Consider the following 24,044-nt stretch of genomic DNA (forward strand, 5'->3'; position numbering starts at 1 on the left):
TTTTTGATGTCGACTGCTGCGCGGCGCAGACACCACAAGGCACACGGCTTTGAAAGCCCGCATGCACAAGCAGGGATTTGATGTGCAAGAACGGCGACCTGGGTAAGGTCGCCGGATCATCAGCGAGCTGTAGCCAGCTCTTTTTGGACGCTGGCGACAGTGCGAGGCCAAGGTTTACCAGCCTGCGTCTTCGCTGGCAAGTTCTTGATAGCTGCAGTTGCTGCAGCATGGCTTGCGTAGTTGCCATAGGTGACAACGTACAGCGGCTTGCCATTCAAGGTTTTCTTGAAGTAACGAGCATCGCCACCCAGCTCTTTAGCGACATTTTGCGCAGACGCTTCAGAGCTGGTGCCGACGATCTGTACCACATAGTTGTTGGCCGGCTGGCTGGCATACCAGCTGCCGCCCGGTACGGCCTTGGCCAGGGTGACCGGTTTCTCGACCGGCTTGACCGCAGGCTTGGCTGCCGGGGCAGGAGCTGGTTTGGCGACCGGCGCAGGCTTGGCCGCAGCCACGGTTGGTGCTGGCGTTGGCGCCGGAGCTGGACGCGCTGCTGCCACAGGTGCAGGGCCCGATGGCACGCCTACCGGAGGCGCGGTGGTGGTTACGGTCGGAGGTGAAGCGACGCCACCGTCTACCGCAGGCACACCGCCATCGTCGCCTTCAGCGATACCACCGGCGGCTTCAGCCAGCGGGCCGCGCATGACCGGCTGCGATTGCCCTACCAGCGGCAACGGCATCGGCTGCGAAGAACCGGCAAAGTCCACCGACGGCTGACCACCGCTGTTCGGCGCGGCCTGGCCCAATTGTGTCTGCTCAGTACCCGGCGCCGTAGGCGCCTTGCTGCGACCCGGAATCAGAACGGCAGCAGCGACGGCCACTACCACTACTGCACCAATGGCCAATACGTGTTTCTTCGGCATCTTGAACCCCATACTTGGACGCTTGACCGCGGAGCGGCTGGCAATCATGGCTTCGATCATTGCATCGCGGGCGACCTGGTTGATAATCCCGGGCCAGCCTTCGGAGCTCTCGTGTATATCTGAGATCTGCTGCGCGCTAAAGAGTTCGATTCCGGCACCGGCACCTTCAAGGCGCTGCGCCAGATATTCGCGAGTCTCCTCGAGGGTGTAAGGCTGCAGGTCGATCACATGGAAGCGCTCTTCATCAGCGCTCAGCTCTTCAAGCCCGGCAACCATTGACGGCTCACCGAACAGGAACACATGCGGGCGGCCTTCAGGCGAACCCGCCGCCAGCGCCAGCAAGGCTTGCAGCGCAGACTCGTCGAGTTGCTCGGCATCATCGACCAGCAAGTAGACTTCCTGCCCGGTCAGCGCCAACTGCACCACCTGGGCCAGAATGGAACCGACATCCGGGCGCGCCACATTCAGCGTCTGCGCCACTTGTTGCAGGATACCGGCGGCATTGCCAGCCCCTCGCGCCGAAACCACGACACTCTGTACCGACTGTTTGTTGGTGCTCGCGACCAGCGCCTGGCGCAGCAGGGTCTTGCCGCTGCCCTCAGGCCCGGTTACTACCAGCAGCAACTGGCTGTAGCGGGCAAGGTGATGCAACTGCCCCAGCACCGGCTTGCGCTGGGCCGGGAAAAACTTGAAGCCCGGGACCCGAGGTGCAAAGGGGTCGTGGTTGAGCTGGAAGTGACCGAGGAACGCCTCGTCGGCATGCAAACTAGTCATCGGGATCTTATTAACCTTTAAGCTGAGCCAGCGCGCGGTAATCCGCACCCAGCGTGGCTTGGAGAACCTCGTGTGGATAATCGTCAGTCACTGTGGCTTCGCCCATGCGGCGCAACAGCACCAGGCGCATACGACCGTCGATCACTTTTTTATCAACTGCCATGTGTTGCATAAAGTCGGCCGGGGTCATTTCAACTGGCGGCACCACCGGCAGGCCAGCGCGCTGAAAGATGCGGATACCGCGATCACGCTCTGCATCGCTGATCCAGCCCAGGCGGGCGGACATTTCCAGCGCCATCACGGTGCCTGCGGCGACCGCCTCACCATGCAGCCACACGCCGTAGCCCATGTGGGTTTCGATGGCATGACCAAAGGTATGGCCGAGGTTGAGGGTGGCACGCACACCCGACTCACGTTCATCGGCACCCACCACTTCGGCCTTGGCCGCACACGAACGCTGGATCGCGGCAGTCAGGGCAACCTGGTCCAGCGCGCGCAGTGCGTCCATGTTCTCTTCAAGCCAGGTCAGGAACGGCTCATCGCAGATCAGGCCGTACTTGATGACCTCGGCCAGCCCTGCGGACAATTCGCGGGCAGGCAAGGTGTTGAGGGTCTGGGTATCGATCAGCACCAGGTTGGGCTGATAGAACGCGCCGACCATGTTCTTGCCCAGCGGGTGGTTGATCCCGGTTTTGCCGCCTACCGATGAATCGACCTGGGACAGCAAGGTGGTCGGCACCTGGATAAAGTCGACACCGCGCTGGTAGCAGGCGGCAGCGAAACCAGCCATGTCACCCACCACACCGCCACCCAGGGCAATCACCGTGGTGCGCCGATCGTGACGAGCAGTCAGCAGGCCATCAAAAATCAGCTGCAGGGTTTCCCAGTTTTTGAACGATTCGCCGTCGGGCAGGATAATCGGCACCACCGAAAACTGCGCCAGGCTGCGGGTCAGCCGTTCTAGATAAAGTGGCGCGACCGTTTCGTTGGTCACAATTGCCACTTGGCGACCGGCAATGTGCGGGGCCAGCAACTGCGGCTGATCCAACAAACCTTCGCCAATATGAATCGGGTAGCTACGCTCGCCTAGATCAACCTTCACTGTCTGCATGAATCCCCGCGTTGAAACAGAGCATCAGCGCTCTGCCTCACAATTATCAAGTGATGACATACCGTAAAATGCATGCCCGGCGCCGAGGATAGCGCATTTCTTAGCGCACTTTAATGGCCTCCACTGTGCCTTGTAGTCGCTGCCGAGTGACGAGGCTGCGATCGGGCGCGAAGCAATCGCAAATGGGATACTGCGCTGTCTGATTTTACGACGACTTCGCCGCCGATCGCAGCCTCGTCCCTCGTCAGCGACTACCGGGGAGGAAGCTGCGCCAGACGCTCGAGAATATCCAGGACCACCATACGCGGTGGCCGCTCATCGGTTTCAACCACCACGTCGGCGATTTCTCGATAAAGCGGATCGCGGATGGCCAACAGGTCGCGCAGGATTTTTTCCGGGTTGGCGTTGCGCAGCAGCGGCCGGTTGCGATCCCGTGAGGTACGCGCGACCTGCTGCTCGATGGAAGCATGCAGGTACACCACCCGTCCGCCGTTGCGCAGCGCCTGCCGGTTTTCCGGGCGCATGACCGCGCCGCCACCGGTCGCCAGGACTATGCCATTTTCATGGCACAGCTCGACAATCATGGCTGTCTCACGATCGCGAAAGCCAGGCTCACCTTCTTTATCGAAGATCCACGGGATATTGGCACCCGTGCGCACTTCAATTTCCTTATCGGAATCTTTGAACGGCAGGTGCAGCTCTTTGGCCAGCAAACGTCCGATGGTGCTTTTTCCAGCCCCCATTGGCCCAACAAGAATCAAATTTCGCACAGAATCAATGACTCACAGCAATCGCCTGGTTGTTCATGATACGCGGAGTCAGGAACACCAGCAGTTCGGATTTTTTTTCCAGGACAACGTCTCTATGGAAAAGTCGGCCAACATACGGCAGATCGCCTAAAAATGGCACTTTATCTACCACTTTGCTTTGAGTTTTTGAGAACACCCCCCCAATCACGATGGTTTCACCGTCCCTGACCAGCACCTTGGCCCGGACTTCATTCTTCTTGATGGGCGGCACATCCTGCAATCTGCTCATGTAATCAGGCTCATCCTTGGTCACCACAACGGCCATGATGACGCTATTGTCCGGGGTGATTTGCGGCGTCACTTCCAGCGACAACGATGCCTCCTTGAACGAAACGGATGTGGCCCCGGTTTTGCTGGCCTGCTGATAGGGAATTTGCGTGCCTTTCAGGATTTTGGCGGTTTCCTTGTCCGCAGTTACCACTTTGGGCTGGGAGATGATTTCGCCATTGCCGGTTTTTTCCATGGCCGTCAGCTCCAGGTCCAGCAACACATTGTTGGTGATGAAGGCGATGCCCAGCCCGGAGGTATTTCGCGAAACCCCCAAGTCAACAAAGGGCGCGCTCGCGTTGCCTGGCGCTGCCCCGGACGCCGCAGGCTGGGTGATACCCCCGGCCTTCCAGAGCCCCCCATTGTTTAGCGCTCCGCCCCAACGAACACCCAGGCTTTTTTCGAAGTCCACACCCGCCTCGACAATCCAGGCCTCAATCATCACCTGACGCACCGGCACATCCAGTTGTGCCACGATGCGCCGGAGCTCTTCCAGCCGCTCACTCGATTCAAAGGCAATAATATTATTGGTGCGCTCATCCACTGTGATCGTGCCCTCCCCCTCGATACCGGACTGAGCGCCGGTCACTGACTGGAACAGCATGACAATATCTGCCGCCCTGGCGTAATTGACCTGCACCAGCTCCCGGCGCAAAGGCGCAGGCTCTGGACGCTCGCGGGCCGCGAGTTCCTCCTGGGGTGCGATCAACAGCACATTGCCTTCAAGGCGCTTGCCCAACCCCTTGCTTTTAAGCACCAGATCCAGAGCATGATCCCAGGGCACATCCTGCAAACTGAGGGTTATGCTGCCCTTCACAGCGTCGCTGACCATCAGGTTGAACCCGGTGAAATCCGCCAGCGATTGCAGCACCGTGCGCACTTCAAGGTTCTGAACATTCAGGGACATGGGTTCGCCAACGTACCGTGGGCTTGTTATTGATGATGGGGCGGCCTGTGCAACCGTCAGCGCTGACTGCGGATTCAGCGCACTCCATAGCGCCAGTACGCAGACCGGTGAAATCCTTTTCATGGTGTTTATCCGTTAAGACTGTTGTTTTAGAGGGATCGTCAGGGACCTTTCCAGCCAACCGCCCCGACCATCGGAAATCAGTTCAAATACTTCAATCTGTTGCGCTTCAATCGAAGCGATTTGACCGTTGTTGCGCCCCAGGTAATCCCCCACTTTCAAGCGGTGAATAACCCCATTGGCTCGCAGCAAGGCGTTTGTTTGAAGCTCATTGGACAACGTGCCGACCATTTCGAACTGCTCCAGGGCGAAGCCTTCCAGAAACTGCCGGGGCCGCTCAGCGTCCAGCTCATCACCGGCAAGGCTGACCTGCCAACCGCCACCCCCATGCCCCGCCACGGTTTGAAAAGGGTTGCGCAATGCCATCGCGCCGTACGTAAACGCAGGCACTGGCGCAGCCTCAAGAGAAGGAACAGGAACTATCGGGGGGCTTGCATGCAACTGTGTGGCCTGCAAATAATTTTGCAGCTCAACAGTGCTCTGCGGGCTCTCACATCCCGCGAGGCAGGCCAGCAATGCGGCACCAAACAGTCGAGAGCAAACAGTCATGGGATCAGTCCTTGATCGTGGGTGCGGTAAGCCTTTGCCAGCAATGTCATGCGCAGCTGACCGTCACCGGAGCCGTTGATCGGTACAAGTGTGACGTCATGCAAGGTGACCATGCGCGGCAGGCTGGCGATGGCGCTGACGAACAGGCCAAGCTCGTGATAGCCCCCGACCAGGGTCATATGCAGTGGCAGCTCGGCATAAAACGTTTGCAGGACTTCGGGCAGCCACTGAATGTGCTCGACCAGCAAACCATTGCCGTGGCCCAACCGAGAAACCTCTTCAAGCAATTCGGGCACTTGTGCCTGAGCGGGTATTTGTTCGAGCAACGAACTGAACGCGGCTTCCAGCCCATGCATTTGCCTGACATAGACATCCAGGTCGGCAACCTGTGCGGCCCTGGACTCAAACTCTGCTTTTAGCGTGGCTTGAGCCTCGTGCAACTGTTGCAGCCTTGCAGCAGGCGCTTGAAGCAGCAGTGCATAACCCAGCGCCAGCAGCAAGGCCGACCACGCCAGAGCCACGGTTGCTTTGCGGGCTGGCGACCAGGCCCCGGAGTGGCGGGGGTCCAATTCCTGCAGATCGAAACTGCGCAGGCTCGCGAGCCAATGAGCAACCATTACAACGCCCCCCCGGCGGGAGTATGCCGGGCTTCGCGCACGGTCATCTGAAACAGTCGTTCCTGCCCGCCAACATGAGCCGGGTCTGCCTTGACGTCATTGAGCTCCGGCGCTTCCAGCCAGTGCGAAGCATCCAGATTTCGCATCAGCTGGGCGACCAGGTTGTTGGACTGAGCAACTCCCGTGATAACAATGGTGCCCTCAGTCATTTTTACGTCGGTGAAATACACACCCTCCGGCAGGCTGCGCGCCAACTGTTCCAGAATAATCCCGCTGCTCGACCGACTGCTCTGCAGCGCTCCTATTGTTTGCATGCGCTCAAGCACTTGCTCGCGGCGCACCTTCAACTGATCAATTTGCTCAGCACGCCCATCCAGCTGGAACGTGGCGCTGCGGATCAGATCATTGCGCTCCAGCTGCTGCTCTACCAAGGTATCGATAAAGTGGTCTGCTGCAAAAAGCCCGCTCACCGCCAGCAAAGTCAGAACCATCAACACCATTAAAAAACGCTTGCGCCGCTTTTCACGCAATAAAGCGCGCCAGGGCAGCAAATTGATTCTCGCCATTAATCAAACCCCCTCAAGGCCAGGCCGCAGGCAGTCAACAACACAGGAGCATCGCAAAGCAAGGCCTCAGGGTGGAGTGCGGGCTCAAGGTCCATGTGCAAAAAGGGGTTGGCAATGCGTGTCGGCGTACCAAGACGGGATTCAATCCAGGGAGCCAGCCCCGCAACCACTGCTGCCTCGCCTGCCAATACGATCATGCCGACTCGCCCATCGACACCGGACTCGACACACAGCCTAAGCTCGCGCTCAAGATGCTCAACAACCAGGGTCTTGAAGGCCCCTGCAGTGGCTTGCCCGAAGAGCAACTCCCGGGAGTGGATAACCTGGCCCTGCTGCACAATGCTCAACAAGGTCGTATGAGGGGCAACGTCGACCACCGCTACTGCTCCGCTCACTGACAGGCCTGCGGTCATTGCCTCAACGCCCCGCGCCAGAGCATGAGCCTGCACGGCAACCACTTGCGGGATCAGTCCGGCACCGCTCAAGACCGCGCGATACCACTCCAGGGCTTCCTGTCGGCACGCCACCATCAGCACGCTGACTCGCCCGGGATGGCTCGGCACGTGGCCTTGAACCTCGAAATCCAGCGCCAGATCATCCAGCGCATAAGGGACGTACTGCTCCGCTTCAAGCCGCACATGAAGCTCCAGCTCGACTTCGCTCAAGCCCGCCTCCACCTCAAGGGTTTTGCAGATAACCTGCCCGTCGGGCATCGCGATCACCGCATCACGCGCCACCGCCGCCGCCTTTTCCAGTGCTCTTAGCAGTATCGGGACGACACTTTTGGCCTCTGCGCCGGTCTGATCATCCATCAGCCCGGCTGGCAGTGTTTCCATGGCATAGCCCTGGAGCTTGAACCGGCCCTGTGAACGGCTCAGCTCGACGAGCCTGATCGCTTGCTGGTTGATTTCGATACCGACGCAGCGCTGGCGTGTTTGAGGAAATAATCCGGGCACCTTTGTTTTCCCTAATGCAATCCGTAACTTACGGAGGGTAAAAAATGAGATCCGTGCAAAACCTGTTCTGACATGCGGCTCATGACGTTCATGAGCGAAAAATGCTTATAATGCCGGGCGTTTTTTCCGTATCGTCGACCCGGCGCCACTGCGCACTACCGTGACGTGCAAACCCATTTCTTGATCTGGAAATCCAAAAGCCTTGATTCGTCTGCTGAAGTTTTTCGGGTGGTCTTTCGTTGCCGTGTTCTGCGGGCTATTGCTCGTGTTGAGTGGCGCGTTTCTCTATCTTAGTCCTGGCTTGCCGTCCGTAGAGTCGTTGAGAAGCATCCAGTTGCAGATTCCTTTGCGGGTCTACACCAGCGACGGAAAATTGATCGCAGAGTTTGGCGAAATGCGCCGCTCACCGATCAAGTTCGCCGACATTCCGCCCAATTTCATCAATGCCCTGCTTTCTGCAGAAGATGACAATTTCGCCAATCACTACGGGGTTGACCCCAGCAGCCTGATGCGTGCCGCTACCCAACTGGTAAAAAGCGGACACATACAATCCGGCGGCAGCACCATCACCATGCAGGTGGCGAAGAACTATTTCCTCTCCAGCGAGCGCAGCTTCTCGCGTAAAACCAACGAAATCCTGTTGGCCCTGGAGATCGAGCGCGAGCTGACCAAGGACGAAATCCTTGAGCTGTATGTGAACAAGATCTACCTGGGCAACCGCGCTTACGGTATCGAGTCGGCGGCGCAGGTTTACTACGGCAAATCGATTCGCGACCTGAGCCTGGCGCAAATGGCGATGATCGCCGGTCTGCCCAAGGCTCCTTCACGCTTTAACCCGCTGGCCAACCCGGTGCGCAGCAAAGAGCGCCGCGACTGGATCCTGGGCCGCATGTACAAGCTGGGCAAGATTGACCAGGCCAGCTACGAAGCCGCCATCGCCGAGCCTGTAAACGCCAGCTACCACGTGCCTACTCCGGAAGTGAGCGCGCCTTATATCGCTGAAATGGCCCGCGCCGAAATGGTCGGCCGCTACGGCAGCGAGGCTTACACCGAAGGTTTCCGCGTGACTACAACAGTGCCAAGCGACCTTCAGGAACTGGCCAACACCGCCGTTCACGAAGGCCTGATCGCCTATGACCAGCGCCACGGCTATCGCGGCCCCGAGTCGCGCCTGCCGGGCAAGACCCTGGCCGTATGGACTCAGGAACTGGCCAAGCAACGGGCAATCAGCGGCCTTGAACCGGCGATCGTGACCCAGGTCGACAAGGACGGCCTGCAAGTGCTCACCCGTACCGGCGAAGCTCATGTTTCGTGGAACACCATGAAATGGGCACGCAAGTTTCTCAATACCAACAGCATGGGCCCGATGCCCAAACAGCCTTCGGATGTGGCGCAAGTCGGCGACCTGATTCGCGTACAACCGCAAACCGATGGCAGTTACAAATTCAGCCAGGTGCCCACCGTTCAAGGTGCACTGGTATCGCTGGACCCGGACAACGGCGCCATTCGTTCGCTGGTGGGTGGCTTCGCCTTCGAGCAGAGCAACTACAACCGTGCGATGCAGGCCAAGCGCCAACCCGGTTCAAGCTTCAAACCGTTCATTTACAGCGCCGCACTGGATAACGGCTATACCGCCGCTACCCTGGTAAACGACGCGCCGATCGTGTTTGTCGACGAGTACCTGGACAAGGTCTGGCGCCCTAAAAACGACACCAACACCTTCCTCGGCCCGATCCGTGTGCGTGAAGCGCTGTACAAGTCGCGCAACCTGGTCTCGATCCGCCTGCTGCAAAGCCTGGGTGTTGACCGTACCGTCGACTACATCAGCAAGTTCGGCTTCAACAAGCAGGACCTGCCGCGCAACCTGTCGCTGGCTCTGGGTACTGCAACCCTGACGCCAATGGAAATCGCCACCGGCTGGAGCACCTTTGCCAACGGCGGTTACAAAATCACGCCATACCTGATCGACAAGATCGAAAGCCGCAACGGCGAGACCCTGTTCGTGGCCAACCCGCCAAGCGTGCCCAAAGACGCAAGCAAAGACGTGCCACCAGAAGCTGCAGCGCTGACCATCGACACCATCAACGCCGCCCCCGGCTTGCCAACTGTCGAAACGCAGGCCGTGGCCGAGCGCATTGTTGACGGGCGCACGACTTACATCCTCACCAGCATGCTGCAGGACGTCATCAAGCTCGGCACCGGCCGCCGCGCCCTGGCACTGGGGCGCACGGACCTTGCAGGTAAAACCGGTACGACCAACGAATCCAAGGATGCGTGGTTCTCCGGCTACAACGCCGACTATGTGACCACGGTATGGACCGGTTTCGATCAGCCCGAAAGCCTCGGCCGTCGCGAATACGGTGGTACCGTCGCCCTGCCGATCTGGATGACTTATATGGGTGGAGCACTTAAAGGCAAGCCTGCCCACACCCAGCCTGAGCCAGAAGGCATACTCAGCTTGCGGATCGACCCGTCGAGTGGCCGTATCGCCTCCCCAGGCACGCCTGGCGCCTACTTTGAACTGTTCAAGAGCGAAGACACACCGCCAACCAACAGCGAATTGGGCAACAACGTAGCGCCGGGCAGCCCGCTGCCGGCGGATGACGGCGCACCGATCGACCTTTTCTGATGTTCCGGGCGACAAGCGCGGTACGCTTGTCGCTCTCCTCTCAGGCAAGCATATGGCCCTGGGACAGACCGGCGTCGAGCAACTCGTCGACCGGCGCCATGGCCAGCCGATCAATCCGGATGCTTTCGCTATGAGCTTCCCAGCGCACCAGGCTTTGAGCCAGGACCTCAGGATCCAACGCACATCGCCCATAGACATCTGCCTGACTGGGCACTCTGAATCGCAGCTTATATAACTGCATGCGAGTCTTGTGGACATTGCTCATCTCGCGCATCAGCAGGTTCATGGTCCGTACCTGCGCCTCGAAACTGCTGCCCGTACGCGCCATTTCCTCACGGTATTTAACCCGTAGCTGTTGCGCGAGATATTCAAGGGCCTGATCCACAAACAGCACTTCACGCTCTGTCACCAACGAGCGTCGATCCTTCTGTGCTTGCTGGCTGCGACGCAAGACAGCCCAACAGCTCGGGATATAACTGTCGACCATAAACTGCTGGCCAATATCAACCAGCTGTTCCAAAGGCCCATCAAGTTCTGGCACAGCACTTTTCTGCTCAAATACCGCATGGTTGAGCGCGTGCTGGGTGACGGTATCGCTTAGCGGCCCCCACAGCACATGGGACACCTGCCCTTGGGCAAACTCCACAGGCATAAAATGGCGCAAGGTGCCGTGATGCCGATATGGCTCACCGAGCAAATTACTCAGGCCCGCCACAAACACCCCAAACCCTGCTGGCACGTTAGTAAATGCCAGCAACGCCCCTGCACCATAAGCAGACAGCCGTGTATTCATCCAGCTCCCCGGCACACTGGGGATCGGGTCGTTATGATTAACCATGCGCTGATGCACCAACCCCTGCGCAGCCCTGACAAACGTCGCGTCTGCTGCACGGGGAGCACCATAGGTATAGAGCTGCACCTCACACGGCCGCCGCAGGCGCAGCATTTGCGCCAGGATCAAGGCAACGGCACCGCCCAGGCTGTGGCCGCAGATCAGTACTGGCTGCCCGGCATGGAATTTATCCATATACGATTCGGCCAACTCACAAGCCTGCCTGGCTGCTTGGTAAAACCCACGGTGCACATTGCCCTCGCCTTCTTCAAATGGCACTTGAAGGGCATCAACATTGCGCAAAAAATCTGACCACAAACAGGTGCTACGAACAGCAATCACCATGATTTCGCTGTTATGGGTTACGAAGGTTTGTACTTCAGAGCCTTCGTGCCCAAAACCTATGTCGTCACGAAAATGAACAGTGGCCGGGGTCTCCTGAGCGGCTCCTGCATGCGGATCATTGGCCGGGTACAACACAGGGTCAAACGGCACAATTTCCAGACGCCTTGAATACGGCACATCTTCATACAAGGGGTACCAGGATTTTGTCTGCTCGGGACTCACCTGCCAGTCCCCCATGCTCAGTTCTACACTTGGGTTTACCACCTGCAACTTGTCTGGTGAATGACGAAAGGGGCAATGACTCAGCGTCGCCAGCAATGCCAATTGGTAAAGGTTGAGCGCACAGAACCGGGGGTCGGTTGACAGCAGCGGGCTCAGGGCTCGCAAAGGGCGAACCTCTAGCACTGTATGACGGCCACTGGCCAGGGTTAGACCAAGTGGGCTGCAGTTTGGCGGATAAGGGCAATCAACTACTGGAGGCAAGTGCGCAACATGCGCTACCAGATGCCGCACTTCAACCTGGTAGTAGTCAGAACCGGTGTCGATATGGGCCGGTTTGCCTTGTGTGCGCTCACCACATTTATTGAGATATCGAGTGCTCTCGGCCCGAACCTGAAGTTCGGTAATTTGAAGGGGGTAGTGCTTGCGATCCATTAACTGCGAGTACACGCCAAGTCTACGGTCATGTGCTTGCCTGAACATCACGGCAACAGGCCCGACAATACGCGTGCTCGCGTTGCCGGCTCCAGTTGCATCCAGATAACCACAGTGTACTTGCCCCTCCCGATCGACAAGTTCATAGGCCAACCCGCCATAGGGCTCTCCTGCGCCATGCTCATCCAGAAGCTGAAAGCTGGTGCGACTATAACGGTGTTGGCGCAAGGGTTTGAACATCCATGATTCCTAAATAAAGAGGGCTCACTTCTGAACAAAGTCCCCCTCAGAACAAAGGAGTGACGCTAACGGACAACAGCCAGGATAAATGTAGGACAATTCTTATTATTGAAATGGATTTATCCTGTTCTTTACTGACTGTTTCAATAAACTCACCTACAGAAACCAAAAAAGCCCCGGCGCTGTTCAGCGCCGGGGCTTTTGTCATGACGCTATACAGCCTTAGCCGTTGAAGACGTCATCCACGCTTTTGAGCGGGTAGTTTTTCGGGTACGGCAGGGTTGCCACACCGGTCTCGATAGCGGCTTTAGCCACGGCATCGGAGATCAGGGTGATCAGGCGCTTGTCCATTGGTTTCGGGATGATGTATTCACGACCGAATTCCAGCTTGATGCCACCGTAGGCGTCGCACACTTCTTGTGGCACTGGCAGTTTGGCCAGTTCACGCAAAGCGTTGGCCGCTGCGATTTTCATTTCTTCGTTGATGCGCTTGGCACGAACGTCCAGAGCACCGCGGAAGATGAACGGGAAGCCCAGCACGTTGTTGACCTGGTTCGGGTAGTCCGAACGGCCAGTGGCCATGATCACGTCGTTACGGGTGGCGTGAGCCAGTTCCGGGGCGATTTCCGGATCCGGGTTCGAGCATGCGAACACGATCGGGTTAGGCGCCATGCGCAGCAGGTTCTCAGCGCTCAGCAGGTTCGGGCCCGACAGGCCAACGAACACGTCTGCGCCGTCCATGGCGTCAGCCAGGGTGCGCTTCTCGGTAGCGTGGGCAAATGCCGACTTGTACTGGTTCAGGTCGTCACGACCGGAGTGAATCACGCCAGTACGGTCGACCATGTAGATGTTTTCGATGGTTGCGCCCATGCTCACCAGCAACTTCATGCAGGAGATGGCTGCAGCACCGGCACCCAGGCAAACGATCTTGGCGTCAGCCAGGGTTTTGCCAGCGATTTCCAGGGCGTTGATCATGCCAGCCGCGGTCACGATAGCGGTGCCGTGCTGGTCATCGTGGAATACAGGGATATCGCACTGCTCGATCAGAGCACGTTCGATCTCAAAGCACTCAGGTGCCTTGATGTCTTCGAGGTTGATGCCGCCGAAGGTAATGGAGATGCGTTTTACGGTGTCGATGAAAGCCTGTGGGCTCTCGGAATCGACTTCGATATCGAAAACATCGATACCGGCAAAGCGTTTGAACAACACGCCTTTGCCTTCCATAACAGGCTTGGAGGCCAATGGGCCGAGGTTACCCAGGCCAAGAATAGCGGTGCCATCGGAAATCACGGCTACCAGGTTGCCTTTGCCAGTGTATTTGTAGGCAAGTTCAGGATCGCGGGCGATTTCGCGTACTGGTTCGGCTACACCCGGGCTGTATGCCAGCGCTAGATCGCGGGCAGTAGCGGTAGGTTTGGTAAGCTCGACACTCAGTTTGCCTGGACGTGGCTGGGCATGGTATTCGAGAGCGGCGGTTTTCAAATCAGACATGTGGGCATTCCGCTTTTTTTGCTGTTGGACAGACGAATCGCCGAGCATACTCGCCTCGCAAAGTCCCGACAAGACTGACCAGTCAGCAGTGTCAAGGGCTTTACCTTACGACTTTGGCCCAAGAGCCACGCCCCACAAGGGCTAGAGTGTTCACAATCTTCATTTAAAATTGTCTACAATTTTTACTTCGCAGCGACTTTCAGCATCCCCGGATGAGTCAAAGGCAACATCCAGCGCGCTTGTCCGACCTGCAAACCTCCACGGCGTGAGCGATCCAGTACCCAGCCTCTGGCCTCGACTTTCGCACCTTGCAGACTGGCGAGCTGCTTTTGATTGAAGCTGGCCAGATGCTTGGGGGCAATGTGTAATACCAGGCCACCTTGCAGGTCGATCCAGAGCCCGCCCTGATTACGCAGGACTTTACTGACTTTGCCACCCACCAGCGCGAAACCCGAGCGGCGTATTTGTTGTGGCGCCAGCACCGGCGACTGCCGCCAAAGCCCCAGGCGAGCCTTGCGCGCACTGCGCTCAGCGGCTTGCTGACAGTCAAGCAGCGCCACATTCGGCGCGATTGCCACCTGAAACCCCAGGCCGTCAGCCAGCAATCGGGCCTCAAGGTTACTGCCATCGGCACCAAACACATGGGCCAGAGTGCGGCCATAACGATCCCTGGGCTGCTTGCCCACCAGCAGCCCGACACGACCATCGCTCTGCGCCACCAGTGTTTGCAGGCGCTTGCGCGCGGCGTCGGCAAAGGGCTCGGCGGGCTTACCCTGCTTGCCGGTCTCCGGAGTATTGATGCCGATCATGCGCACACTGCGCCCGTCCTTGAGGCGTAGCGTATCGCCATCGGACACCCGCGCCACCGTAGCGTACGACAGCATGCCCGGGGCCGGGCAAAGCGGCGCGGCCGAGGCGCTGCCCAGCCAAATCGCAGGCACAAAAAAGGCGCCCGCAAGGGACGCCTTTTTCAATAACCTGACCAGACCAAAAAGCCTGCTCAAGGTCATCAGCCTTACTCGGCTGCTTTTTCTGCTTCTGCTGCTGGAGCTGCTGCTTTAGCGCCGAAAGCACCAAAACGAGTCTTGAAGCGATCAACACGACCGCCAATGTCCAGAGTCTTCTGCTTACCGGTGTAGAACGGGTGGCACTCGTTGCATACGTCAGTGCCCAGTGGCTTGCACAGGTTCGAACGAGTTTCGAACTTGTTGCCGCAGCTGCAAGTTACCAGGATTGTTTCGTATGCTGGATGGATATCGGCTTTCATGGGGTATTCCTCTAGCGTGCCGCCACTCAACACCATTGTTGAATACCGCACGTAAAATTAGGGCGCCGATAATACCAGACCTTTGCATTGACGCAAGCGGCCAAGCATGCTCCACCCAAAATCATTCATCTTTCAGTACCCGGCCTTTTAGTCCCGAAGGGCTTTGTCTGCTAGGCTCCGGGCCATCTTTGCCGTTCATCACTTGAGAGCCCCGCGTGCCCGACGCCATTTTGCGCCTTGCCCTGCCTTCCCCCTTGCGCCGCCTGTTTGATTACCGGGCGCCTGCCGGCGTGCTGCGCAGTCAGTTACAGCCCGGCATGCGCCTGCGGGTGCCGTTCGGACGGCGCGAGATGATCGGTATTCTGGTCGAAGTGGTCGATCACAGCGAAGTACCAGCCGACAAGCTCAAGCCCGCCATCGCCCTGCTCGACGCAACCCCACCGCTGCCGGCTTCTTTATTCAAGCTGTGCCTGTGGACCTCGCAGTATTACCAGCACAGCCTGGGCGACACCCTCAGCTGGGCGCTGCCGGTGTTGCTGCGCCAGGGCGAACTGGCCGAAACACGTCAGGAGCGGTTCTGGCAAATTGCCCCCGGTGCCCGCCTTGACGACCCCCGTGTAGCCCGTGCACCGCGTCAGCGTGAAGCCCTGGCCACCCTCGCCCAGCACCCCCACGGCGTGGCGCATCAACTGTTAAGCAAGTTGATGCTGAGCAAGGACAGCCTCGACCTGCTGCTGGCCAAAGAGCTGGTGACTGTCGAGATCCGCCGCCACGCGCCCAGTGAGCGCCATGAACATTGGCTGGCCCAGCCCGAGTTGCCGCTCAATAACGAGCAACGCGCGGCCTACGAAGCTATTCGCGCAGGCTTTGATCACTTCCATGCCTTCTTGCTGGCCGGGGTCACCGGCAGCGGCAAGACCGAAGTGTATTTGCAACTGATCCGCGAAACCCTCCAGGCCGGCAAGCAGGCGCTGGTGTTAATCCCGGAGATCAACCTGGGCCCGCAAACGCTGGCCCGCTTTGAGCAGCGCTTCAATGCCCGTATCGCCCTGGTGCATTCGGCGGTCAATGACCGCGAACGCCTGGAAAGCTGGCTGGCGGCACGGGATGGCGAAGCCGACATTATTATCGGCACCCGCTCGGCGCTGTTCACCCCGATGAAAAACCCGGGGCTGATCATTATCGACGAAGAGCACGACGGCTCTTATAAACAGCAGGAAGGTTTGCGCTATCACGCCCGCGACCTGGCACTGGTACGAGCCCGGCAGGAAAACATCCCGATCGTGCTTGGCTCCGCGACACCTTCACTCGAAAGCCTGCACAACGCCTACACCGGCCGATACGGTTTGCTGCGCCTGAACGAGCGCGCGGGCGGTGCCAAACAACCCCGTTTCCTGCGCCTGGATGTAAAAAGCCGTCCGCTGGACAGCGGCATCTCCGGGCCAATGCAACAAGCCATCGGCCAGACCCTCGCGGCTGGCCAACAAGTATTGGTGTTCCTCAACCGCCGCGGCTTTGCCCCTACGCTGCTGTGTCATGACTGTGGCTGGATGTCGGAGTGCCAGCGTTGCGATGCGCGCATGACCGTTCATCAGCGCTCCGGCGAGCTGCGCTGCCATCACTGCGGCTATGTCGAGCGCGTGCCGCGCAACTGCCCGCAATGTGGCAAGGTTGATTTGCGCCCCGTGGGTGCAGGCACTGAACGCGCCGAAGAGCGGCTAGGGATTTTGTTCCCTGACTACCCGGTACTGCGGGTCGATCGCGACAGCACCTCACGCAAGGATGCAATGAACCAGCTGTTTGCCACGATTCAAAAGGGCCAGCCATGCATTTTGATCGGCACACAAATGCTCGCCAAAGGCCATCACTTCCCCCGGGTCACACTGGTCTCGATTCTGGATGCCGATGGCGGCCTGTTTTCCGGTGATTTCCGCGCCAGCGAGCGCATGGCCCAGTTGATCGTGCAGGTCGCAGGCCGTGCTGGTCGGGCTGAAGAGCCGGGCAAGGTGATTATCCAGACCCACCTGGCCGACCATCCGTTGCTGATCCAGCTGACCGAGCAGGGTTACTTCGCCTTCGCCGAACAGGCCCTGAGCGAGCGCCGGGCTGCGGGGTTGCCGCCTTTCGCCCATTTGGCCCTGCTGCGCGCCGAAGCCCATAAACCCGGGCAAGCGGAAGGTTTTCTGGATGAGGCCTGCAGCGAAGCCGAGCGCCTGCTGGGTGAGTTGAACCTGAGCGGCATCGAACTGCTAGGCCCAGTACCTGCGCCAATGGAACGCAGGGCAGGACGCTACCGAGCTCAACTACTATTGCAAGCCAACGCCCGCGCACCGCTGCATCGATTGCTTAGCCAATGGCTGCTGGCCCTTGAACAAATGCCCAGTGGTCGCCAGGTACGCTGGTCGCTGGATGTTGATCCGGTAGACCTATATTAAGGCACCACATATCCATAACCCGACTGCCAAGGTTGGCAAGGCCGGTCTGGCAACGGATAATACCCAGTTTTTCCACCTGCGCACTGAAGCGCTACCGCGCTTGCGGTCGAAAGAGAAGACCATGAAAGACACCATTCGCCAGCTGATCCAACAAGCCCTAGCTCAACTCGTCACAGAAGGTGTGTTGCCTGAAGGCCTGACGCCAGCGATTCAGGTGGAAAACGCCCGTGACAAAACCCACGGCGACTTCGCCAGCAACATCGCCATGATGCTGGCCAAGCCTGCGGGCATGAAACCCCGTGACCTGGCGGAAAAAATCATCGCCGCCCTGCCGGCCGATGAGCAAATCAGCAAGACCGAAATCGCCGGACCCGGCTTCCTGAACTTCTTCCAGAACACCCAGGCCCTGGCTTCACGCCTGGACGCTGCCCTGGCTGACGAGAAAATCGGCGTGCGCAAGGCCACCCCGGCCATGCGTACCGTGATCGATATGTCCGCGCCCAACCTGGCCAAAGAGATGCACGTGGGCCACTTGCGCTCCACCATCATTGGCGACGGCGTAGCCCGGGTACTGGAATTTCTCGGCGACGAGGTGATTCGTCAAAACCACGTGGGCGACTGGGGCACCCAGTTCGGCATGCTGATGGCCTACCTGGAAGAAAACCCGATCACCAGCGACGAGCTGTCTGACCTGGAAAACTTCTACCGCGCCGCAAAAAAACGCTTTGACGAGTCGCCAGAGTTCGCTGACCGCGCCCGTAGCCTGGTGGTCAAGCTGCAAGCCGGCGACACGGACTGCCTGGCCCTGTGGACCAAGTTCAAGGACATCTCGCTGTCGCACTGCCAGAAAATCTACGAGCAGTTAAACGTCAAACTGACCATGGCCGACGTAATGGGCGAAAGCGCCTACAACGACGACCTGATCAACGTGGTCAACGACCTCAAGGCCAAGGGCATGCTGGTCGAGAGCAACGGCGCCCAGTGCGTGTTCCTCGACGAGTTCAAAAACGCTGAAGGCGAACCGCTGCCGGTGATCATCGTCAAGGCCGACGGTGGCTATCTCTACGCCACCACCGACCTGGCAGCTATCCGCTATCGCAGCGGCGTATTGAAAGCCGATCGCGCCCTGTACTTTGTCGACCAGCGTCAGGCCCTGCACTTCCAGCAAGTGTTTGCAGTTGCGCGCAAGGCCGGTTTCATCACCCACCCGATGGAAATGGAACACATGGGCTTCGGCACCATGAACGGCGCCGATGGCCGCCCATTCAAGACCCGCGATGGTGGCACGGTAAAACTGGTCGACCTGCTCAATGAAGCCAAAGAGCGCGCCTACACCCTGGTTAAAGAAAAGAACCCGGAACTGGCGGAAGACGAACTGCGTGCCATCGCCAAGGTTGTCGGCATTGGCGCGGTGAAATACGCGGACCTGTCCAAGCACCGCACCAGCGACTACAGCTTCAACTTCGACCTGATGCTGAACTTCGAAGGCAATACTGCACCTTACCTGCTTTATGCCTACACCCGTGTTGCGGGCGTGTTCCGCAAGCTGGGCAAGGGTTTTGAAGAAGTGCAGGGCCAGATCGTGCTTGAAGCCCCACAAGAGCAGGAACTGGCTGCCAAGCTGGCGCAGTTCGGTGAAGTGCTGAACAACGTGGCCGAAAAAGGCACTCCGCACACTCTGTGCACTTACCTGTACGAAGTGGCCGGCCTGTTCTCCAGCTTCTACGAGAACTGCCCGATCCTGAGCGCAGAAAACGAAGCACAGAAGCAGAGCCGCTTGCGTCTGGCAGCACTGGCAGGCCGTACCCTCAAGCAAGGCCTGGAACTGCTGGGTCTGGAAACCCTGGAGCGCATGTAAGTTGGCCGCCAAGAAAAAACCAGCACCCAAGCGCGGCGCCAGCCGTTATCAGGCACCGGCGAAAAAGCCGATTCCAGGCTGGCTGTGGATGGCCATTGGCCTGACCGTGGGCGCATTTATTGTGTTCCTGATGAAGCTCGAACCTGGCCAGGGCGACGACGTCAAACGGGTCAAGCAAGAGCAGCAGAAAGCCACGAAAGTGGCCGAAGCCAACAAAACCGCGCCGAGCCCGACCCAGCCAGTCAAGCCCAAGTACGACTTCTATACCCTGCTGCCCGAGTCTGAAGTGATCGTGCCGCCCGAAGCCGTGCCTGAGAAGACCCCGCCTACGCCGCAAACTGCGCCGCTGGCACCGGTAACGCCGGCCGAAGCTGCGAAAATCGACACGGTACGCGCCCAGGCCGCCTTGAACGGCCTGACCCCTCCACCTGCACCGCCGGTTGTCAAAGCAGCGCCGGTGACCAAGTTCTTCCTGCAAGCGGGCTCGTTCCGCAAACAGGCGGATGCGGAAAAAGTGCGGGCGCAAATCCTCCTGCTGGGCCAGACCGCGACGGTTGAAGCCGGCACAGTAAAAGACGAAACCTGGTACCGGGTGCTGGTCGGCCCGTTCAGCAATCGCGACCAGTTGACCGTGGCGCAAAAGCAATTGGCGGGCGGTGGCTTCAATAATTTGCTGTTGCAACAACGCCGCTGATCCCAGCCGCTCCCACGGGGCTACACGCCCCCCTGTGGGAGCGGGCTTGCTCGCGATGCATGCGACGCGGTCTGTCTGGATGACCATATCGATACCATCGCGAGCAAGCCCGCTCCCACAACACCGTCGCCAAATCCTTCTCCCCCGTTCATCCCCATTCCCTCCCCGCTGTTGAAAAATCCGCGACCACCCCCATATGTATCCCCATCAGGCATTTTCGCCCCGCTGCGTGGAGACTCTCCCTTGACCACCATCGTTTCAGTACGCCGCCACGGCAAAGTTGTCATGGCAGGCGACGGCCAGGTTTCCCTTGGCAATACCGTGATGAAAGGCAACGCGAAAAAAGTCCGACGCCTCTATCACGGCCAGGTGATCGCCGGTTTCGCCGGTGCTACCGCTGATGCATTTACCTTGTTCGAACGTTTTGAAGGCCAGCTTGAAAAGCACCAGGGCCATCTGGTTCGCGCCGCTGTCGAGTTGGCCAAAGAATGGCGTACCGACCGCTCGCTGAGCCGCCTGGAAGCCATGCTGGCGGTTGCCAACAAAGACGCCTCACTGATCATCACCGGCAACGGTGATGTGGTTGAGCCAGAAGACGGCTTGATTGCCATGGGTTCGGGCGGTGCATTCGCCCAGGCAGCGGCCCGCGCCCTGCTGATGAAGACCGACCTGTCGGCCCGCGAAATCGCTGAAACAGCACTCGGTATTGCTGGCGATATCTGCGTATTCACCAACCACAACATCACTATTGAGGAGCAGGACCTCGCTGAATAAGTCACCTGCCGGGTCGGTCTTACGGCCCGTTTGTGAACCTTGATTCTGCTAGAGGAACGCCAAATATTATGTCCATGACTCCCCGCGAAATTGTCCACGAGCTCAACCGCCATATCATCGGCCAGGACGACGCCAAGCGCGCCGTTGCCATCGCCCTGCGTAACCGCTGGCGCCGGATGCAACTGCCCGAAGAACTGCGCGTCGAAGTCACACCAAAAAACATCCTGATGATCGGCCCCACCGGTGTCGGTAAAACCGAAATCGCCCGTCGCCTGGCCAAACTGGCCAACGCACCGTTTATCAAGGTTGAAGCCACCAAATTCACCGAAGTCGGCTATGTCGGCCGTGACGTTGAATCGATCATCCGTGACCTGGCTGACGCTGCAATCAAGCTGCTGCGCGAGCAGGAAATCGTCAAGGTTCGCCACCGCGCTGAAGATGCCGCTGAAGAGCGCATCCTCGACGCACTGTTGCCACCTGCCCGCACCTTCGGCGAGGAAGCGGCCGTACCGCAGGACTCCAACACGCGCCAGCTGTTCCGCAAGCGCCTGCGTGAAGGCCAACTGGACGACAAAGAGATCGAAATCGAAGTGGCCGATGCTGTCGGCGTCGATATCTCCGCGCCGCCTGGCATGGAAGAAATGACCAACCAGCTGCAAAGCCTGTTTGCCAATATGGGCAAAGGCAAGCGCAAGAGCCGCAAGCTGAAAGTCAAAGAAGCCCTGAAAATGGTGCGTGACGAAGAAGCCGGCCGCCTGGTCAACGACGAAGAACTCAAGGCCAAGGCCCTGGAAGCAGTCGAGCAGCACGGTATCGTGTTTATCGACGAAATCGACAAGGTTGCCAAGCGCGGCAATGTCGGCGGCGCCGATGTGTCCCGCGAAGGTGTACAGCGCGACCTGCTGCCGCTGATCGAAGGCTGCACCGTCAACACCAAACTGGGCATGGTCAAAACCGACCACATCCTGTTTATCGCTTCCGGCGCGTTCCACCTGAGCAAGCCAAGCGATCTGGTACCCGAGCTGCAAGGCCGTCTGCCGATTCGTGTTGAACTCAAGGCACTGTCGCCACAAGACTTCGAACGCATCCTCAGCGAGCCGCACGCTTCGCTGACTGAGCAATACCGCGAGCTGCTGAAAACCGAGGGCCTGAACATCGAGTTCATGCCTGAGGGTATCAAACGCCTGGCGGAAATTGCCTGGCAGGTAAACGAGAAGACCGAAAACATCGGTGCCCGTCGCCTGCACACGTTGCTTGAGCGCTTGCTTGAAGAGGTGTCTTTCAGTGCCGGTGATATCGCCAGCGCACAGAATGAAGAGCCGATTCGCATCGACGCCGAATACGTGAACAGCCACCTGGGCGAACTGGCCGAGAACGAAGACCTCTCGCGCTACATCTTGTAAGCCCGCGAGCACACCCTGTAGCCGCTGCTGCAGGTTGCGACAAGGCCAAAGGCCTTTACGCAGCCTGTTCCAGCGGCTACGTTGTTTGTGCAATACACAAAGGTTACGACCATGATCCCCAGCGCCATCAACCTGCACAAAGCCTCAAAGACCCTCACCCTTAAATACCCGTCCGGCGAGGAATACCACCTGCCAGCTGAATTGTTGCGCGTGCATTCCCCGTCCGCAGAAGTGCAGGGCCACGGCAATCCGACCCTGCAATTTGGCAAGCTCAATGTCGGCTTGAGCAAGGTCGAACCAGCAGGCCAGTACGCGCTGAAGCTGACATTTGATGATGGTCACGACAGCGGCCTGTTTACCTGGGAATACCTGTACCAACTCGGCGTGCGCCAGGAAGAACTGTGGGCGGACTATCTGGCTGAACTGAAAAAGGCCGGCAAGTCGCGCGACCCTTCAGAGTCAGTGGTCAAGTTGATGTTGTGACGCAGTCGGGCAGACACAGATACTCTCTGTGGGAGATGCTTTGTGTGGGAGCCGGGCTTGCCCGCGATAGCATCACCGCGGTATGCCAGAGACACCGAGTTGCCTGCATCGCGGGCAAGCCCTCTCCCACAGGGCTTGCTCACAAAGCAGTCATGACGTTGTTGTCACCGACGCCGGTGGCGCAGTTACTGCTGGGGCTTTGGCTGCGGCCGGTTTTTTAGGAGCTGCAGGCTTTTTCGCAGCTGCGGGTTTTTTGGCTGCTACCGGCTTGGCGGCAGGTTTAGAGACCGGCTTGGCCACTGCAGGTTTTGCCGCAGGTTTCGCAGCGCCAGGCTTGGCCGCTGGTTTGGCCGCCGGTTTCGCAGCAGCCTTGGCTGCTACAGGTTTTGCCGCAACCTTGGCCGCGGCAGGCTTGCTCGCCACAGGTGCTTTGGTAGCCGCAACCTTGGCAGCTGCAGCGGTCAGTTTTTCAATATGCTTGGTCAAAACGTCCACCTGAGCGTGCAACGCTTTCACTTCTTCGCGGCTGGGCACACCCAAACGCGAAATGGCGCTGGTCAGACGCTTGTCGAATGCCTCTTCAAACTCGCTCCATTTGCCCAATGCCAGGTCTTTTACGTCTTCAACCCGGGAGCGTGCAGATGAGGTCGATGCCTTGACTCCTTCGGCTACTTTGTGGCCCGCATCCTTGGCCAATTTTTCGGCTTTTTCGCCATCCTTGACCAGGGTGTCGAACAACTTGCTGCCGTCGGCATCTATTTTGGAGTACACACCCAAACCTGCCAGCCAGATTTTGCGTGAATACTCTTCAACCTTGCCAACCCATGAGTTGCTGTCTTTTGCCGTCGGTTTCTTGGCCGCCATCGTGTTTCCCTCAATGTTCAGTTGCGACGCCAGTGAGCATGGGCGTCGAATCATCAAGATGAACAACGTGCTCACCTGCTTGAGGTTTAGACGCTAAACCGCCTTGTATCAAGGCGGCTCATAGCGAAATGACCTGCTGCACGGCAACGCTCAGACAGCACCAGGAGATCACGACAGGGCTTTGTCCAGCGAGCGTTCGATTTCTGACTGGATCATGCCGCTCATGGCTGACATCAGCATCCCCAGTTCAACGTCAACCTTGACGGTTTTTTCGCCGATTTCCAGGGTACCGTTCACGCCTGAGCGTTTGAGTTTTACCGTGTCCCCAGCCCATGTCGGGGTCAGCCCGTACTGGCTGGCCAGCTTCTCGACCAGTGGCTGAGCCTTCTCGCGTGCGGCCTCAAGGCCCAGGCTATGGGTACGTTCAACGCTGATACGCGCCATGGCATCACTCCTGATAAATAAAGCCGCCACTA

21 protein-coding genes are annotated in these 24,044 nt (G+C 58.7%); 7 read left to right on the forward strand and 14 right to left on the reverse strand.

What is annotated here, in order from left to right; genetic code table 11:
* Positions 1–119: 119 nt before the first annotated feature.
* From ACZRMH_RS04750 to pilM, 8 genes are all read right to left on the reverse strand, one after another.
* Positions 120–1,697, reverse strand: a complete 1,578-nt coding sequence (locus ACZRMH_RS04750) for an AAA family ATPase (RefSeq protein ID WP_464012402.1) — start codon at positions 1,695–1,697, stop codon at positions 120–122.
* 10 nt (positions 1,698–1,707) lie between these two features.
* A complete protein-coding gene (aroB, locus tag ACZRMH_RS04755; protein ID WP_464012403.1) occupies positions 1,708–2,808 on the reverse strand; it encodes a 3-dehydroquinate synthase in 1,101 nt (366 codons plus the stop codon).
* A gap of 251 nt (positions 2,809–3,059) precedes the next feature.
* On the reverse strand, positions 3,060–3,578 hold the full coding sequence (gene aroK / locus ACZRMH_RS04760) for a shikimate kinase AroK (RefSeq protein ID WP_464012404.1): 519 nt from the start codon (positions 3,576–3,578) through the stop codon (positions 3,060–3,062).
* Between the two features lie 4 nt (positions 3,579–3,582).
* On the reverse strand, positions 3,583–4,914 hold the full coding sequence (locus ACZRMH_RS04765) for a type IV pilus secretin PilQ (protein WP_464012405.1): 1,332 nt from the start codon (positions 4,912–4,914) through the stop codon (positions 3,583–3,585).
* 12 nt (positions 4,915–4,926) lie between these two features.
* Positions 4,927–5,460 carry a pilus assembly protein PilP gene (locus tag ACZRMH_RS04770; RefSeq protein WP_464012406.1) on the reverse strand — a complete coding sequence of 178 codons (534 nt, stop codon included), beginning with the start codon at positions 5,458–5,460 and terminating at the stop codon, positions 4,927–4,929.
* On the reverse strand, positions 5,457–6,077 hold the full coding sequence (locus tag ACZRMH_RS04775; protein WP_464012407.1) for a type IV pilus inner membrane component PilO: 621 nt from the start codon (positions 6,075–6,077) through the stop codon (positions 5,457–5,459). The genes ACZRMH_RS04770 and ACZRMH_RS04775 overlap by 4 nt, the downstream gene beginning before the upstream one ends.
* The gene (locus tag ACZRMH_RS04780; RefSeq protein ID WP_464012408.1) at positions 6,077–6,643 is read right to left on the reverse strand and encodes a PilN domain-containing protein; all 567 of its coding nucleotides are present in this window, start codon (positions 6,641–6,643) and stop codon (positions 6,077–6,079) included. Before ACZRMH_RS04780 ends, ACZRMH_RS04775 begins: the two co-directional genes overlap by 1 nt.
* The gene (gene pilM, locus ACZRMH_RS04785; protein ID WP_464012409.1) at positions 6,643–7,599 is read right to left on the reverse strand and encodes a type IV pilus assembly protein PilM; all 957 of its coding nucleotides are present in this window, start codon (positions 7,597–7,599) and stop codon (positions 6,643–6,645) included. The genes ACZRMH_RS04780 and pilM overlap by 1 nt, the downstream gene beginning before the upstream one ends.
* A gap of 205 nt (positions 7,600–7,804) precedes the next feature.
* Between pilM and ACZRMH_RS04790 the strand changes: the two genes are divergently transcribed.
* Entirely contained in the window at positions 7,805–10,228 is a 2,424-nt protein-coding gene (locus ACZRMH_RS04790) for a penicillin-binding protein 1A (protein WP_464012592.1), read from the forward strand.
* Positions 10,229–10,268: 40 nt separating this feature from the next.
* Here ACZRMH_RS04790 and ACZRMH_RS04795 read toward each other — a convergent pair whose 3' ends face one another.
* The 4 genes from ACZRMH_RS04795 to rpmE form a co-directional block, all read right to left on the reverse strand.
* A complete protein-coding gene (locus tag ACZRMH_RS04795) occupies positions 10,269–12,299 on the reverse strand; it encodes a lipase family protein (protein ID WP_464012410.1) in 2,031 nt (676 codons plus the stop codon).
* Between the two features lie 222 nt (positions 12,300–12,521).
* On the reverse strand, positions 12,522–13,790 hold the full coding sequence (locus ACZRMH_RS04800; protein ID WP_464012411.1) for a malic enzyme-like NAD(P)-binding protein: 1,269 nt from the start codon (positions 13,788–13,790) through the stop codon (positions 12,522–12,524).
* Positions 13,791–13,972: 182 nt separating this feature from the next.
* Entirely contained in the window at positions 13,973–14,800 is an 828-nt protein-coding gene (locus tag ACZRMH_RS04805) for a thermonuclease family protein (RefSeq protein ID WP_464012412.1), read from the reverse strand.
* 5 nt (positions 14,801–14,805) lie between these two features.
* Entirely contained in the window at positions 14,806–15,057 is a 252-nt protein-coding gene (gene rpmE, locus ACZRMH_RS04810) for a 50S ribosomal protein L31 (protein WP_019825265.1), read from the reverse strand.
* Positions 15,058–15,272: 215 nt separating this feature from the next.
* On the opposite strand from rpmE, the gene ACZRMH_RS04815 reads away from it, so the two are divergent.
* The 6 genes from ACZRMH_RS04815 (at position 15,273) to ACZRMH_RS04840 (ending at position 22,704) form a co-directional block, all read left to right on the forward strand.
* Positions 15,273–17,492, forward strand: coding sequence for a primosomal protein N' (locus ACZRMH_RS04815; RefSeq protein WP_464012413.1), 2,220 nt, complete (start codon positions 15,273–15,275; stop codon positions 17,490–17,492).
* Positions 17,493–17,613: 121 nt separating this feature from the next.
* Positions 17,614–19,350 carry an arginine--tRNA ligase gene (gene argS / locus ACZRMH_RS04820; RefSeq protein WP_464012414.1) on the forward strand — a complete coding sequence of 579 codons (1,737 nt, stop codon included), beginning with the start codon at positions 17,614–17,616 and terminating at the stop codon, positions 19,348–19,350.
* A 1-nt stretch (position 19,351) separates the two neighbouring features.
* The gene (locus ACZRMH_RS04825; RefSeq protein ID WP_464012415.1) at positions 19,352–20,044 is read left to right on the forward strand and encodes an SPOR domain-containing protein; all 693 of its coding nucleotides are present in this window, start codon (positions 19,352–19,354) and stop codon (positions 20,042–20,044) included.
* Positions 20,045–20,287: 243 nt separating this feature from the next.
* Positions 20,288–20,818, forward strand: a complete 531-nt coding sequence (gene hslV / locus ACZRMH_RS04830) for an ATP-dependent protease subunit HslV (RefSeq protein ID WP_003438754.1) — start codon at positions 20,288–20,290, stop codon at positions 20,816–20,818.
* 68 nt (positions 20,819–20,886) lie between these two features.
* On the forward strand, positions 20,887–22,221 hold the full coding sequence (hslU, locus tag ACZRMH_RS04835) for an ATP-dependent protease ATPase subunit HslU (RefSeq protein WP_083369675.1): 1,335 nt from the start codon (positions 20,887–20,889) through the stop codon (positions 22,219–22,221).
* Positions 22,222–22,332: 111 nt separating this feature from the next.
* Entirely contained in the window at positions 22,333–22,704 is a 372-nt protein-coding gene (locus ACZRMH_RS04840; protein ID WP_464012416.1) for a gamma-butyrobetaine hydroxylase family protein, read from the forward strand.
* A gap of 150 nt (positions 22,705–22,854) precedes the next feature.
* Here ACZRMH_RS04840 and ACZRMH_RS04845 read toward each other — a convergent pair whose 3' ends face one another.
* Complete coding sequence (locus ACZRMH_RS04845) at positions 22,855–23,568, reverse strand: phasin family protein (protein WP_464012417.1); 714 nt, start codon at positions 23,566–23,568, stop codon at positions 22,855–22,857.
* A 168-nt stretch (positions 23,569–23,736) separates the two neighbouring features.
* Complete coding sequence (locus tag ACZRMH_RS04850) at positions 23,737–24,012, reverse strand: polyhydroxyalkanoic acid system family protein (protein ID WP_464012418.1); 276 nt, start codon at positions 24,010–24,012, stop codon at positions 23,737–23,739.
* Positions 24,013–24,044 lie beyond the last annotated feature (32 nt).

The sequence above is a fragment of the Pseudomonas sp. B414 genome, from assembly GCF_055408445.1.